Origin of the sequence: Embleya sp. NPDC056575 (assembly GCF_042793325.1) — a bacterium.
Taxonomy (GTDB): Bacteria; Actinomycetota; Actinomycetes; order Streptomycetales; family Streptomycetaceae; genus Embleya.
This window is the reverse complement of the sequence record NZ_JBHTVA010000009.1, coordinates 170573-184521: the sequence shown is the minus strand read 5'-3', so window position 1 is coordinate 184521 and position 13949 is coordinate 170573. Positions and strand designations below refer to the sequence as shown.

The 13949-nt window shown below is 73.6% G+C and carries 11 protein-coding genes; 6 read left to right on the top strand and 5 right to left on the bottom strand.

All coding sequences use genetic code 11. From position 1 onward, the window contains the following. Nucleotides 1-41 precede the first annotated feature (41 nt). Entirely contained in the window at nt 42-578 is a 537-nt protein-coding gene (locus ACFRCG_RS09610) for a winged helix-turn-helix transcriptional regulator (protein ID WP_380030237.1), read from the top strand. Between the two features lie 13 nt (nt 579-591). On the opposite strand, the gene ACFRCG_RS09605 is transcribed toward ACFRCG_RS09610, so the two are convergent. Together ACFRCG_RS09605 and ACFRCG_RS09600 are read right to left on the bottom strand one after the other, a co-directional pair. Continuing rightward, on the bottom strand, nt 592-1830 hold the full coding sequence (locus tag ACFRCG_RS09605; RefSeq protein ID WP_380030236.1) for a DUF2786 domain-containing protein: 1239 nt from the start codon (nt 1828-1830) through the stop codon (nt 592-594). A 101-nt stretch (nt 1831-1931) separates the two neighbouring features. Beyond that, nucleotides 1932-2726 (bottom strand): DUF6597 domain-containing transcriptional factor, encoded by a 795-nt coding sequence (locus tag ACFRCG_RS09600; protein WP_380030234.1) that lies wholly within the window; start codon nt 2724-2726, stop codon nt 1932-1934. A 90-nt stretch (nt 2727-2816) separates the two neighbouring features. Between ACFRCG_RS09600 and ACFRCG_RS09595 the strand changes: the two genes are divergently transcribed. Further along, nucleotides 2817-3395: a TIGR03086 family metal-binding protein gene (locus ACFRCG_RS09595; protein WP_380030233.1), complete on the top strand. Its 579-nt coding sequence runs from the start codon at nt 2817-2819 to the stop codon at nt 3393-3395. Nucleotides 3396-4323: 928 nt separating this feature from the next. Here ACFRCG_RS09595 and ACFRCG_RS09590 read toward each other — a convergent pair. Further along, nucleotides 4324-7059, bottom strand: a complete 2736-nt coding sequence (locus ACFRCG_RS09590; protein WP_380030232.1) for an AAA family ATPase — start codon at nt 7057-7059, stop codon at nt 4324-4326. A 210-nt stretch (nt 7060-7269) separates the two neighbouring features. Here ACFRCG_RS09590 and ACFRCG_RS09585 point away from each other — a divergent pair, with 210 nt between their 5' ends. Both ACFRCG_RS09585 and ACFRCG_RS09580 read left to right on the top strand, forming a co-directional pair. Then, nucleotides 7270-7647, top strand: coding sequence for a nuclear transport factor 2 family protein (locus ACFRCG_RS09585; RefSeq protein WP_380030231.1), 378 nt, complete (start codon nt 7270-7272; stop codon nt 7645-7647). A gap of 98 nt (nt 7648-7745) precedes the next feature. Continuing rightward, nucleotides 7746-9251, top strand: a complete 1506-nt coding sequence (locus tag ACFRCG_RS09580) for an MFS transporter (RefSeq protein WP_380030230.1) — start codon at nt 7746-7748, stop codon at nt 9249-9251. Between the two features lie 91 nt (nt 9252-9342). Here the strand turns inward: ACFRCG_RS09580 and ACFRCG_RS09575 are convergent, their stop codons facing one another. Continuing rightward, on the bottom strand, nt 9343-9891 hold the full coding sequence (locus tag ACFRCG_RS09575) for a CGNR zinc finger domain-containing protein (protein ID WP_380030228.1): 549 nt from the start codon (nt 9889-9891) through the stop codon (nt 9343-9345). A gap of 156 nt (nt 9892-10047) precedes the next feature. Between ACFRCG_RS09575 and ACFRCG_RS09570 the strand changes: the two genes are divergently transcribed. Continuing rightward, nucleotides 10048-11394, top strand: coding sequence for an MFS transporter (locus tag ACFRCG_RS09570; protein ID WP_380030226.1), 1347 nt, complete (start codon nt 10048-10050; stop codon nt 11392-11394). A gap of 31 nt (nt 11395-11425) precedes the next feature. Here ACFRCG_RS09570 and ACFRCG_RS09565 read toward each other — a convergent pair whose 3' ends face one another. Next, complete coding sequence (locus ACFRCG_RS09565; RefSeq protein WP_380003486.1) at nt 11426-11917, bottom strand: MarR family winged helix-turn-helix transcriptional regulator; 492 nt, start codon at nt 11915-11917, stop codon at nt 11426-11428. A gap of 245 nt (nt 11918-12162) precedes the next feature. Between ACFRCG_RS09565 and ACFRCG_RS09560 the strand changes: the two genes are divergently transcribed. Further along, nucleotides 12163-13845 carry an MFS transporter gene (locus ACFRCG_RS09560; protein ID WP_380030225.1) on the top strand — a complete coding sequence of 561 codons (1683 nt, stop codon included), beginning with the start codon at nt 12163-12165 and terminating at the stop codon, nt 13843-13845. Nucleotides 13846-13949: the final 104 nt, after the last annotated feature.

Sequence of the window (13949 nt, the reverse complement as noted above, 5' to 3'; positions counted from 1 at the left end):
CGATCGCGTATCGATCCCGCCCCGCTCAGTAATGTGGCGGCATGAAGCGGACCTCGTTCGGAACCTGGCCGTGCTCCATCGCCCGCGTCCTCGAGTTGTTCGGCGACGGATGGACGCCGCTCGTGTTGCGCGAGGCGTCCTACGGGGTCCGGCGGTTCGAGGATCTTCAGGGGAATCTGGGCATCGGCCGCAACGTGCTCGCCCAGCGGCTGAATCTGCTCGTCGAGGAGGGCCTGCTCGATCGGGTGCCCTACGAGGAACGGCGACCCCGGCACGAGTACGTGCTGACCGCCAAGGGGCGCGACTTCTTTCCCGTACTCGTGGCGATCGGCCGGTGGGGCGACACCTGGCTGGCGGACGAGGACGGGCCGCCCGTGGTCTATCGGCACGGCGGCTCGGAGGGGCACGAGGCGCAGGCCGAGGTGGTCTGTTCGGTATGCGGCGACCCGCTCCACCTGGAGGACGTCGAGCCGTTGACCGGACCGGGCATGACGCCGCGTCAGGCGCATCGGGCGGTGGCCGAGGGGCGGTGCGGAGCCCGCGCGTCGACGGTGCCGGCGCAGCGCGGGCCCTGGTAGGGGGCCCGCCCGCTCAGCGCGTCCTGGCCTCGGTGGCGCGGTCGCCGCGTTCCAGGCGGTCGCGGGTGCCGAGGTCGGCCCGGTCGGCGGCGGCCTTGCCGTGCCGCCAACCGTCGGCGTCGCGGCCGCGCAGGCGATGCGTGGTGCGGGTGGGGAACATGCGCTCCGCGCTCTCCTTGACCGCGACCTCGCGGGCGGCCAGCGCCGGGAGCAGCCGGTTGTCGGAAGCCGCGTTCGCGTCCGCGACCGCCTCCTCCTCGGCGGCGGCCAGCCGTTCGCGGATCCGGTCGGCGTAGGCGATCAGGAACGACTGGCGGAAGGTCTTGGTGCGCCGGGCCCGGCCGGAGTCGTGCAGGTGCGAGCCGGCCCGGTTCATCGCGGCGGTGGCCTGGACCAGGAGCGAGGTGTACAGCAGTTCGACCGCGTCCAGGTCGGAGTCGAAGCCGACCACGGTGGAAAAGCCCAGCGCGCTGGACCAGATCGCCTGGCAGCCGTTGGCGTCGGCGACCGCGTCGAGCAGCAGCGCCTTGGCGCCCTCGTACGGGTTGTCCACACCGATCCGGCAGGCGCCGGGAGTGTGTGCCGCGTCCGCGCCGACGCCGAGCAGCGCCTCGTCGATCCGGTGCCGGGTCATCAACTCCTGGGCCTTGGCCGTGAGGGCTTCGGCCTCCTCCGGGTATTCGGTCGACTCGGCCTTCGCCAACAGGGCGCGCACGCGGCCGAGTTGGCGCTCCTCGCCGGTCGCCGGGCGGGCCCGCTCCGGTTCCCGGAAGGTCGCGGCGGTGAGCGGTTCGATGGCGGGCAGCCGGGCGATCGAGCGGAGCAGTTCGAGCACGCGCGCGGCGGTGCCGAAGCGGTCCAGGCCCTCGCGGGCGCCCAATTCGGTGAGGTAGGCGTCGTCGGCGCTCCACCACGGGGTCGTCGCGTTCAGCTCGCGCACCTGGGCGGTCCATCGGCGGCCGGTGCCCGCATAGGCCCGGGCCTGTGCGGCAACGAGGTCGGCGGCGATCGGGGCGTGTCGCTCGCCCAGGTCGCGGGTGACCGCGCGGACCACGTCGGCGGGCTCCCAGCCGCGGCGGCGGCAGCCGTCGGCGGTGCGCTCGTACAGCGCGAGCACCGCGCGCGAGACGTCGGGCCAGTCGGCGGCGGAGGCCGCGAGCAGGGAGGCGCCGAGGTCGATCGCGTCCGCCAGGGCGTCGTCGGACGCGCTCAGGACGGCGTGGAATTGGGTTTCGACGAGCGTGGAGGACACCCGTCAAGGATTGCATTTCCGGCGCGCGGACGAGCCGGGCCCGCGTGTGGCCCCGTTCACGGCTGGGTTCACGGCTGCGGGCGGGGCTGCGGGCGGGGCGCTCAGGCGCGGGCGTAGCGGCTCGGCGCGGTGCCGACGGCGGCGGTGAAATCGCGGGTCAGGTGCGCCTGGTCGGCGTAGCCCAGGTCGGCCGCGAGCGCCGCCCAGTCGATGCCGGCGCCGTGCTCGGCCCGCTCGGCGACCTCCTGGAGCCGGGCCCGGCGGAGCACCCACTTGGGGCCGACCCCGACGTATTCGGCGAACAGCCGCTGGAGCCGGCGGACCGGGACGCCGACCTCCTCTGCCAGGTCGTCGACCCGGAACAGGTTCGGGGCGGTGGTGATCCGCGCGACGATCGCGGCGGTCTCGGCCACCGCGGGATCGGGCGCGGCCGCCGGCAGCGCGCCGCGCAGCCAGGTCTCGGCGAGGGCGACCCGCTCCGGCTCGGCGGCGGCGCCCAGCACCCGCTCGCCGGCGGCCACGACCGTCGGGCCGAACAGATCGACCGCGGGCACCACCCGATCGGTCAGCGTGGCCACCGGGGCGCCCAGGAGCGGCCGGAAACCGCCCGCGCGGAACTTGATCCCGAACACGTGGCCGACCCCGCTCAGCTCCCGCTCGAAGATGTCGCGCACCACGCCGTAGACGGCCGGGAAGGGCTGCTCGAAGACCACGTGCACGTTGGGGTGCGAGAGCACCTTCTGCCGGAACGGCGCCCGCCCGCGCAGGTCCCAGTGCACGATCCAGTGGTGTTCGACGAACGGCGCCAGGTCGGCGGCCGGCTCGTACAGGCTCACCCGATGGCCGGCCGCGCCGTCGGCGCGCAGCACTCCGCGAGGGCGATGGGGAAGCCTCATCCGGCCACGGTAGCCGGCGCCGGTGACATCGGCTCGGGCTGTCGCGTTTGTTCAAGACCGGTCACGGGAGCGCGCCATAGCGTCGTTTCCATGACTATTCACCACCTGTTCGTCGAAGCAGCCGCCGAAGCCGACCGGATCGCCCACGGTGTCGCCCCCGCGCCCGCCGCCGGACCGACGCCGTGCACCGACTACGACCTGCGTGCGCTGATCAACCACTGGGTGGTGTTCACCTCGCACGGCCTGGAGCATCGTGCGCTGCGTCGGGAGTTGCCCGAGGACCTGATCGCGCGCGACTTCGTCGCCGAGCCGGACTGGGCCGACGCGTACGCCGCGCAGCTGGGTCGGGGCGTGGCGGCCTGGGCAGATCCGGCGGTGTGGGAGGGCGAGATCGACTTCGGCGGGGGCGGCACGATGCCCGCGCCGGAGATCGCCGCGATGTTGCTCGCGGAGCTGGTCCTGCACGGCTGGGACGTGGCCCGGGCGACCGGGCAGGACTACCGGGCCTCGACCTCGCTGGGCGAGGGGATCGAGGCCGTCGTGACGAAGTACGCGCCGATGTACCGCGAGTACGCGGGCTTCGCCGAGGAGGTGGCGGGCTTCGCGGAGGCGAGCGCGTTCGAGCGGGCGCTGGCCGCCTCGGGGCGGGATCCGCGTTGGACGCCCTGACCCGGGGCCGGGCGGACGGCGGTGGGGCGGCTCGATTCCGCCGGTGACCGGGCGGGATCGTCGCGGCGTCGGGAAATCCGCGCGGCGGCGGATCGGCTGTGCCTATGGTGGCCGCCGATCCCTTCCGGAGGTATGCGTGGCAACGATGGCGACACTCGACGGCTTCGCCGGTACGGTCCGGCACAGCCCGGGGGCGAAGCGGCGGGCCGCGTTCGTCGCCGGGCGGGTCGACCGGGCCGCGGCGTGGTTGGGCGAGCGACTCGGGTTCGCGGCGCGGGTGCGGTTGTCGGTGGCGGACGCGGCCGACTGGGACGCGGTGGCGACGGTGCCGCTGTACGGGACGCCGCAGGGGAGCGGGGACCACCTGCGGGTGGCCGCCGACGACGGCTGGTTCGGGGCACGGCTGTACGCGGGACTGCGGCCGCACCTGGGCGCCGGCACGGTGCGGCGGCTGCGCGAGGTGTACGGGGAACCGCTCGCGCTGCGGCCGTACTTCGACCTGGTGGCGGTGCACGAGTTGACCCACCTGTTCCAGGACCAGGTCTGGCCGGCGTATCCCGGCATGTGGATCGCCGAGCTGCACGCGAATCTGGCCATGGTCGGCTACGCGCACGAGGTCGAGCCGGATCTGCTGCCGGTCCTGCGGGCCTTGACCTCGACCGTGGACGACCTGCCGGTCGAGGTCGCCCCGCTGCGCGAACTCGCGGACATGGAGCGCTCGTTCGAGCACGGCGCGGTCAACTTCGCGTGGTTCCACTTCCGGTTGACCCAGGCCGCCGAGGAGTTGTGGGCGGCCGGCGGCGCGGAGGTGTTGCGCGGGGTGTACGAGCACATCGGCGCCGGCGGCGGGGCCGAGCATCCGGCGCTGCGCGAGGTGGTGGCGGGGTGGCCGCGCCGGATGCGGGCGGGTGGTCGAGGTTCGGCCGACTCAGCCGGTCGAGGCGGCCAGCTCCGGGATCGTGGTCAGTTCGGTGCGGGAGACGATGCCGAGCTTGGGATAGGCCTTGTACAGGTGGTGTCCGACCGTGCGCGGGCTCAGGAACAGCTGGGCGGCGATGTCGCGGTTGGACAGGCCCTGCGCGGCGAGCCGGGTGATCTGTAGTTCCTGCGGGGTGAGCAGGGCGAGTACGCCGGCGGGTCGCGGGCCGCGCGGGGTGGCGCTGCCGCCGATCGCGCCCAGTTCGGTACGGGCCCGATCGGCCCAGGAGCGGGCGTCGAGCCGGTCGAACTCGGCGAGGGCGGTACGCAGGCGGTCGCGCGCTTCGGTCTTGCGGCGCATGCGGCGCAGCCACTCCCCGTACAGCAACGCGGTCCGGGCCCGCTCCAGCGGCCGGCGCTCGCCCTCGTGCCGGTCCAGCGCGGCGAGCCAGGACCGCTCCGCCGCGTCGTCGCCCGCGAGCAGCGCGCGGCAGCGCAGGACCAGGGCGTCGGCCCACGGGCGGCCGGCCCGGTGCGCCCATCGTTCGAAGCGGTCCAGCGGCTCGCGGGCCCGGTCGGGGTCGCCGGCGCGCACCGCGGCCTCGACGAGGTCGGGGACGGAGCGGGTCGCGCAGATGTGGTGGCGCATCGGTTCGCGGGTGAGCTGTTCGAGCCGGTTGAGCGCCGCTTCGGGGCGGCCCAGGCCCAGGTCGAGCAGGCCCAGCGCCCAGGCCGACCAGGGTGCGCCGGCGGGCATCGCGCTGCCGACGCCGCCGGTCAGCGCCGCGTCGGCGTGTCGGTGCGCCGCCGCCTCGTCGCCGGCGACGCCCGCGAGATAGGCCAGCACGCTTTCGAACTGGCTGATCCACTGCCGCTGTCCGGTGTCCTGGGCGATCCGCAGCGCCTCGGTCGCGGTGGCCAGCGCGTCGGTGTGCCGACTCTCGAAGATTTCCGTCTCGGCCCGGAAGAACAGGATCGTGGGCAGCCGACCGATGCCGCCGTGTCGCCGGCTGTCGGCCGCGAGCACCGTCGCGAGGTCGTGCGCGTCGACGTCCTGCCCCAGGGTGAGCCCGACACCGCAGGCAAGCAGGAGGGCGCCCTGTTCGTCGCCGCCGAAGTCGTGGGCGACCCGGACCAGGTCGCCGAGGGCCGGGGGCTCGGTGGTGTGCTCGTCGGCCGGGAAGGCGGCGGTCACGAACGCGGCGACCGGCGTCACCGGGGCCGTCGGGGGCAGCGTCAGTGCGGCCAACTCGTCGATGCTCTCCCGCAGTTGCCCCTCGCCCAGGTACCACGCGGTGTGCACGGACTGGAGCAACATCCGGGCCGCGCGCTCGGGGTCGGATCCGGCGGCGAGCGCGGCGCCCCGGCGCAGCAGCTCGTGTGCGCTGGGGAACGCCCCCTGCCAGAAGTCGGCCAGCGCGTGGACGTGCAGCAGCCGGGCCCGGACGGCGTCGTCCGCGGCGCCGGTCAGGGCCCGTTCGGCGAACGTGCGGGCCCGGTCCGACTCGCCCGCCTCGGCGGCGGCCTCGGCGGCCAGGGTCAGCCGCCGGGTGCGCGCCGCGACGTCCTCGGTCAGTCGGGCGGCCCGCTCGTAGGCGAGCGCGGCGGCGAGGTGGCCGCTGCGTTCGCGGGCCCGCTCGCCGGTGCTCTCCAGGGCGGTCGCCGCCGCCTCGTCCACGCCGGTCGCGGCGGCGGCCAGGTGCCAGGCGCGGCGGTCCGCGTGGTCGGGCGCGGCGAACGCGGCGGCCAGCGCGCGGTGCGCGGCCAGGCGCCGGTCGATCGGCGCGCGCTGCTGTACCGCGGCGCGGATCAGCGGATGCCGAAAGCGCAGCCGGTCGTCGTCGACGACGATCAGCGACGCCTCCTCGGCGCCGGCCAGATCGGCCGCGCCCGCGCCGAACGCGGCGCCCGCGCGCAGCAGTACGCCCAGGTCGCCGGAGTCGTCGCACGCGGCGAGCAGCAGCAACGTCCCGGTGCGCTCGTCAAGCCGGGTGACCCGGCCGTGGAAGGCGATCTGCAGCCGGCTGGTCAGCGGCAACGCCCCCGGCCGCAGGGTGTCCCCGGCCCGTTCGCCGGCCAGTGACACGGGCAGTTCGAGCAGTGCGAGCGGGTTGCCCCGGGCCTCGGCGAGGACGCGATGGCGGGCGGCGGTACTCAGATCCTCCGCGTGGGTGTCCAGGAGCGCGCTCGCCTGCTCGGGCGGCAGCGGGGGCAGGCGCAGTTCGGGCAGGCCGGGGACGGGGAAGGCGTCGCGGTCGTCGCGCGCGGCGAGGATCAGCGCGATGCCCTCCGCGTACAGCCGCCGGGCGGCGAACACCAGTGCGTCGGCGGAGGCGCGGTCCAGCCATTGCGCGTCGTCGACGACGCACAGGAGCGGTCCGTCGCCGGCGTACTCGGAGAGCAGGGACAACACCGCGAGGCCGACGAACATCGGCTCCGAGCGTTCGCCGACGGCCAGGCCGAAGGCGGCTTCGAGGGCCTGGCGCTGCGGGTCGGGGAGCCGGTCGAGGCCGCCGAGCGCGGGGCGGAGCAGCAGGCTGAGCCCGGCGTAGGGGAGTTCGGCCTCGTATTCGACGCCGGTGCCGCGGATCACCCGCAGGTCGGTGTCGGCGACCACGCGGTCGAGGAGGGCGGTCTTGCCGATCCCGGGCTCGCCGCGGAGCACGAGCACGCCGCTGCGGCCCTCCTCGGCCGCGGCGAGCAGCTCCTTGATCGTGCCCAACTCGGCGTCTCGTCCGTACAACATGCCGATGCGTCCCCCATGTGCGCCCGCTCCGTGGCGGGTCCGTCCGTCCGGGTGTGTGGTCGCCGATACCGGTACGGACCTACCGACTCCCGAGCGCCAAAGTACCTATGCGCGACCGATTCCCGTCGGTTCGGGGCTCCGTAGGTTCATGGGCAACGGAGCTCGCCGGAACCGCCGGAAGCCCGGAGCACCCCACGAAGGACGGTCGCCATGACCACGAACATCGACTACACCGCCCTGGCCGAGCGCTACATCGCCGTGTGGAACGAGACCGACCCGGCCGCCCGCCGCAAGCTGGTCGAGGGGCTGTACACCGAGGACGCCGGATACGTCGACCCGCTGGTGGCGGCCGTCGGGCACGACGCGATCGACGCGACGCTCGGCGCGGTCCAGAGCCAGTTCCCGAACCTGGTCTTCACCCTGGGCGGGGCCGTCGACGGGCACCACGACCTGGCGCGTTTCACGTGGAACCTCGGCCCGGCGGGCGCGGAGGCCATCGTGGTCGGCTTCGACGTGATCCACATCGCCGAGGACGGCCGGATCGGGCGGGTCAGCGGCTTCCTGGACAAGGTGCCGGCGGGGTTGTGAGTCGCCGCGTCGGACCCGGGGCCGGGCGACGGTAGCTCGGCCCCGCGGGTCTTCGTCTCCTCTTTTTTCTTTACGTCCTCTTCCGGAAGGAACCACCCGTGTCCGCCACCACGACGGCCATCGTTCCCGACGCCGCGACATCGACGCCCCGGCAGTCGTGGGGCGCGCTGCTGGTCCTGCTCGCCGGGATCTTCATCACCACGCTGGACTTCTTCATCGTCAACGTCGCGATCCCGGCCACGCAGGAGGACCTGCACGCCACGCCGGCCGCGATCCAATGGGTGGTGGCGGGCTTCGGCCTCGCGGTCGCCGCCGGGCTGATCACCGCCGGTCGACTGGGCGACATCTACGGCAGACGGCGGATGTTCGCGATCGGCCTGGCCCTGTTCACCATCGCGTCGGCGGGCTGCGGGCTGGCCGGGAACGCGGAGACGCTGATCGCGGCCCGGGTGGTACAGGGCGCGGCGGCGGCGCTGCTGATGCCGCAGGTGCTGGGCATCGTCAATGTGCTCTACGTGGGCGAGCAGCGGGTCAAGGCGTTCACCGCGTACGGGCTGGCGATGGGCTTCGCGGGGGTGTTCGGCCAGCTGATCGGGGGCGCGCTGATCCAGGCCGATGTGTTCGGGCTCGACTGGCGCGGTATCTACTGGATCAACGTCCCGGTCGGGCTGGTCGCGCTGGTGCTGGTCCCGAGGGTGATTCCGGAGACGCGCGGCGGGGGCGGCACCCGGCTCGACCTGCTCGGCACCGTACTGGTCACGCTCGGCCTGGTCGCCGTGGTGTTGCCGCTGGTCCAGGGCCGGGAGCAGGGCTGGCCGCTGTGGACCTGGTTGTCGCTCGGCGTCGCCCCGCTGCTGCTCGGCGCGTTCACGCTGTACCAGCGCCGGCTCGCCGGGAACGCCGGCGCGCCGCTGGTGGACCCGGTGTTGTTCCGGGAGCGGCCGTTCTCGGTGGGCATCACGACGGCGCTGGTGTACGGCCTGGTGAACGCGGCGTTCTTCCTGATCCTGGCGCTGTACCTGCAGTTGGGCCACGGGATGTCGGCGCTGGACTCGGGGCTGCTGTTCATCGCGCTCGGGGTCGGGTACTTCCTGTCCTCGGCGGTCTCGGGGCGGATCGCGGCGGGGCTGGGTCGGCAGGTGCTGGCGCTCGGCGCGCTGGTGCAGGGCGCGGGGCAGGTGGCGCTCGTGGAGACGGTGTCGAACACGCACGAGACGTTGTGGCTGATCCCGGGGCTCGCGCTGACCGGGTTCGGGATGGGGCTGGTGATGGGCCCGATGGCGGCGACGGTGCTGGCCGGGATCGGGGCGCGCCATGCCGGTTCGGCGGCGGGCCTGCTGTCCACGGCGCAGCAGGTGGGCGGGGCGCTGGGGGTGGCCCTGGTGGGCATCGTCTTCTACGACACGCTGGGCGACGCGCCGACGGCGGGCACCTTCGGGGACGCGTTCGTGAACGGGCTTTGGCTGCTGACGGCCTTCTGCGCGGTGGTCGCGGCCCTGGTGCAGCTGCTGCCTGGGGGGCGCGCGGGCTCGGGTGCGGTGGGCGAGGCGGCGGACGTGGCGGAGGCGGGGGAACCGGTGGCCAAGGTGGAGGTGCTGGTGTGAGGTCTCCGGTGTGAGGCTTCGGGGGAGTGCGGTGAGCGGCGGCGGGGCCCGATGGGTCCCGCCGCCGCTTTGTTCGGTGTCGCGGGTTGTTCTACTCGGCGTGTCTGGCCGCGTAGCGGCGGGCCTTGGTGCGGTTTCCGCATACGCGCATCGAGCACCAGCGTCGGCTGCGGTTCTTGGAGACGTCCCAGAAGACCCAGTGGCAGCCGTGCTCCGGGCAGCGCTTGAGGCGGGTTGCCTCGCCGCTGCCGACCAGGGTGCTCCAGGCGATGGTCAGCTCGGCCAACGCCCGCTGTACGGGCGGGAGTTCGGGGCTCGGTAGGAGGACGGCGGGGTGCTCGTCGCGGCTCAGTTCGACGACCAGGGGCAACGTGCGGGTCACCTCGTCGGCGCGCCGGAGCAGGTCCGGGTCGGGTGGATCGCCGACGGGTTCGCCCAGCCGTTCGCGCAGTCCGGCCCGCAGTGCGAGCGCGGCGGCGTACTCGGTGGGGTCGATCGGGACGTCGGGATCGAGCAGTCCCCGCTCGGCCAGCCACGCGCCGAGTCGGGCGGGCGTGTCCACGTCGTCGGTGCCGAGTTCGACGTCGACCGTGTTGACGAACGCCTGGACGAGCAGGGCCGCGGCGGGTACCTCGGGCATCGGCGCCTCCGTCTTCGGGTCGATTCGGTCGCCGATGCCACCCTACTGCGACTAACCGGCTATCGCTTTTACCGGTTGACGCTTGGCGCGGGTCGATGCCAGGATCCACGGGAGTCGGGCAAACCGGTAAACGGCTTTGGTGGTTAGGGGTGGGCGATGGCCTTGCGGGGCGGGCGAACCGGACGGGCCGTCGAGTCCGGCGCACCACGCGAGGACGGTCCCCGGGCGCGGAACACCGCCGTCCTGGTGGCCTTCACCGTGGTCACCAACCTGGCCGACGGCATCACCAAGATCGTGTTGCCGGTGCTGGCCGCCCGGGCCACCGATTCGCCGGCGTTGGTCACGCTGGTGTCGCTGGCCCTGTCGCTGCCGTGGTTGCTGGTGGCGTTGCACGTGGGCGTGCTGGTGGATCGGGTCGACCGGCGTCGATTGTTGTGGCTGGCCGGCGGGCTGCGGCTGGTGGCGATCGGGGGGCTGCTCGCGATCGTTTCGGCGGGCGAGGCCGGCATCGTCGAGCTGGGGCTCGGCGGTCTCGTGCTGGGCGTGGCCGAGGTGATCGCGCTCACCTCGACCGCGGCGCTGGTCCCGGTGATCGTGCCGAGGGCGGATCGGGAGCGGGCCAACGCGCTGATCACCGGGGCGGAGACGGCCGCGAACGAGTTCGCCGGGCCGTTCGTCGGCGGGTTGCTGCTGGCCGCGGGCACCGGTCTGGCGTTGGGGGCGACGTGGGTGGCGTACCTTGCCGCGAGTTTGTTGCTGCTTTTGCTGACCGGGCGGTTCCGGGTGGTTGGGCGGGCGGGTGTGGAGGGCGAGGGTGGAGCCGGTGGGTCGGATGGGCTCGACGCGCCCGCCACGGTCAATGCGCAGATCGCCGAGGGGTTGCGCTACCTCTGGGGGCATCGCCTCCTGCGCACGATGACGCTGATCCTCACCGTGTTGTTCGCGAGTTGGGGCGCGTGGCTGGCGCTGATGCCGCTGGTCGCGCACGACACGATGCACATGTCCGCCCGGGAGTACGGGGTGGTGCTGAGCGCGCTCGGCGTCGGCGGACTGCTCGGGGCGGTGCTGGTGGGCCGGCTGAACCGGCTGCTGGGCCACCGGCGGGTGATGCTGGCCGACCTGATCGCCACGATGGTGATGATGGCGGTGCCGGCGGTGACCACCGCGATGTGGGCGATCGCCGGCGCGGCGTTCGTCGGCGGGTTGGGCGGCACGCTGTGGTCGGTCAACGCCCGGTTGATCGCGCAGAACCTGGTCCCCGAGCACATGATGGGCCGCTACAGCGGTGCCGCCCGCCTGCTCGGATGGGGCGCGATCCCGGTCGGCGCGGGCCTGATCGGCGTGCTGGCCGAGTGGTTCGGCGTCCGGGCGGCTTTCCTGGCCTTCGCCGTCGCCGCCGCCGCGACGATCCCGCCGTACTTGCGGGTGGTCACCGAGGCCCGCCTGGCCCCCGCGTTCCGCGTGCCCGGGGTGGAGGAGACGGGGGCGGGGAAGACCGGGTGAGCCGCGGTGGCCCGGGTCGCCCGGCCCCTTCTCAGTGCGGCGGTTCCGGCCACATTCGGCCCGCCGGGACGTCCGGGCCGTCGATGATCGCGCTGAGCATGCGCAGGTTCTCGGCGAACACCTCGGCCGCCTCGGGGCCGATCGTCCGGCTGATCATGCCGTCGACGTCCTTGACCACGCGCCGGCCCTCGGCGACGCCGGCGCTGCCGAGTTCGGTCAGTTCCAGGAGGACCACCCGCTTGTGTACCGGGTGGGGGCGGCGGACGATCCAACCGACACGTTCCAGCGCCAGCATCGCGGTGGTCACGCTCTGGGGGGTGATGTGGTGCGCGCGGGCGAGGTCGGCGGCGGACAACGCGCCGTTCTCGTCGAGCCGACCGGCCAGGCCCAGCTGGTTGATCGAGACGCCGATGCCTTCCAGGCGCTCGTTGAGCAGCCGCTGTACCGACTGCTGGGCGCGCCAGAGCAGATGGGGCAGCTGCTCGCTCCACGCGGCGGCGGCGACTTCCCGGTGGGCGGGCATCACACGTTTCCCTTCTTCGTACGGCGGGGGGTGCCGGGGTCCGCACCCCGTGGGTGCCTCACCGGTCACCGTAGGGCACGTCCGTCCCCCGGCCGGGCCACGTCGACGTACATATTCGCAGGTGAGGTGCATGTTCGCAGACGACGCGCATGTTCGCAGGGGACATGCATGTTCTAAGTATGCATACAAGTTCACAGGCTTCTGATAACTTGACAGCCTTCGATTACTTGGAAGGCTGTCTCACCATGTCCACGACCCCGCAGTCCACCCCGCCCGCAACGAGTCCGCCGCCGACCGGGGCCGTGGCCCGGCCGGCGCTCACCGTGGTGCTCGCCTGTCTCGGGGTTTTCGCCTCGTACGTGCCCATCGGCGGGGTCGCGGTGTCCCTGCCGACCATCCAGCGTGGGCTCGGCGCGTCCACGAGCGATCTCCAGTGGATCAGCGACTTCTTCATCCTGCCGATGGCGGCGCTGATCCTGACCTTCGGCCTGATCGGCGACCTGTACGGGCGCAAGAAGGCGTTCCTGGCCGGGCTGGGCCTGCTCGCCGTCGGCGCGGCCGTCAACCTGACCGCGCACAGCGTGACCCAGGTCTGGGTGGGCCAGGCCCTCTCCGGCGCGGGCGGCGCGGCCCTGCTCACCTCCAGCCTGGCGCTGATCAGCCACGCCTACCCCGACTTCCGGGCCCGGGCCAAGGCGATATCCGCGTGGGCCGCGTCCCTGGGCCTGGGCATGTCCCTGGGCCCGCTGGTGAGCGGGACGATCCTGGAACACGCCTCCTGGCGCTGGGTCTTCGCGCCGACCGTGCTGGTCTGCCTGATCGGCGCGGTGGTCGCGGCGGTGCTCCTGGAGGACTCGCGCTCGGCGCACGGCCGGGCCATCGACGTCCCCGGTCAGCTCACCGCGATCGTGGCGATCTCCGGCCTGATCTACGGCGTGATCGAGGGCGGCACCAGCGGCTGGACGCACGGTCCGGTCCTGGCCGCGTTCGCGCTCGCGGTGCTGGGCCTGGTGGCGTTCGTGTGGGTCGAGCGCCGTTCGGCGGCGCCGATGTTGTCGCTGGACCTGTTCTCCTCGCGGGCCTTCAGCGGCGCCGGCGTGGTGACCATGCTGACCATGTTCGGCCTGGTCGGGATCGTCTTCTCGCTCAGCCTGTTCTTCGGCAACGTCCAGCACCTGAGCGCCCTCGAGATCGCCTACCGCTTCCTGCTCGTCAACGGTCTCGGCGTGGTGTTCGGCCCGGTGGTCGGCCGGCTGGTCGGGCGGATCGCCCCGGGCCTGCTGCTGACCGGCGGCCTGGCGCTCACCGGGATCGGCATGCTGGCCCTGAACACGCTGGACAAGGACACCGGATTCGCCGCGCTGATCGCCCCGTTGGCGGTGATCGGTATCGGCTTCGCCTTCGTCATGACGCCGATCACCTCGATCGCGGTGAGCAGCGTCCCGCACCACCTGGCCGGCATGGCGAGCGCGGGCAACAACACGCTGCGCCAACTCGGCGGCGCGCTCGGTCCGGCGGTCCTGGGCGCGGTCCTGACCAGCCGGATCAGCGCGGGCCTGCCGGGGCACCTGGCCGACTCCGGGCTGGCCGACGCCGACCGCGAACACGTGCGTGCGGCCGTGTCGGACGAGGGGTTGTCGGCGGCCGGCCATCTGGGTCTGGCTCCCGAGCCCACGGGCAGGGCGCTCGGCGCGATCGGCGACAGCTTCGTGGACGCGATGCACGTCTGCATGACGATCGCGGGGGTGGGCATGTTCGCGGCCGCCGTGATCACGGTGCTGACGATCGGGGTTCGGCGGGCGAAGCCGCACGGGAGCACGGCCGTTCGGGCGTCGGGTCCGGGAGCGTCGGGCCGGGTGCCGGCGCAGGGCTCCGCCGCGACGGTGGCGGCCGGTACCGGTTCGGGGGCGGCCTCGGACGGGGCCTGAGTACCGATCCGACGAAGCCGCTCGCCCGGCGGCGGGGGGGGTGGTGGGGGGGGGGGGGTCCCGCGCGGTGCGGGCGGGCGCCGCCCGCGGGGTGCGCACGCGGG

Bases quoted from the DNA above. Each gene is read 5' to 3' on its own strand.
- ACFRCG_RS09610 (WP_380030237.1), top strand. From the start codon at position 42: ATGAAGCGGACCTCGTTCGGAACCTGGCCGTGCTCCATCGCCCGCGTC.
- ACFRCG_RS09600 (WP_380030234.1), bottom strand. From the start codon at position 2,726: ATGAGGCTTCCCCATCGCCCTCGCGGAGTGCTGCGCGCCGACGGCGCG.
- ACFRCG_RS09595 (WP_380030233.1), top strand. From the start codon at position 2,817: ATGACTATTCACCACCTGTTCGTCGAAGCAGCCGCCGAAGCCGACCGG.
- ACFRCG_RS09590 (WP_380030232.1), bottom strand. From the start codon at position 7,059: ATGTTGTACGGACGAGACGCCGAGTTGGGCACGATCAAGGAGCTGCTC.
- ACFRCG_RS09585 (WP_380030231.1), top strand. From the start codon at position 7,270: ATGACCACGAACATCGACTACACCGCCCTGGCCGAGCGCTACATCGCC.
- ACFRCG_RS09575 (WP_380030228.1), bottom strand. From the start codon at position 9,891: ATGCCCGAGGTACCCGCCGCGGCCCTGCTCGTCCAGGCGTTCGTCAAC.
- ACFRCG_RS09570 (WP_380030226.1), top strand. From the start codon at position 10,048: ATGGCCTTGCGGGGCGGGCGAACCGGACGGGCCGTCGAGTCCGGCGCA.
- ACFRCG_RS09565 (WP_380003486.1), bottom strand. From the start codon at position 11,917: ATGCCCGCCCACCGGGAAGTCGCCGCCGCCGCGTGGAGCGAGCAGCTG.
- ACFRCG_RS09560 (WP_380030225.1), top strand. From the start codon at position 12,163: ATGTCCACGACCCCGCAGTCCACCCCGCCCGCAACGAGTCCGCCGCCG.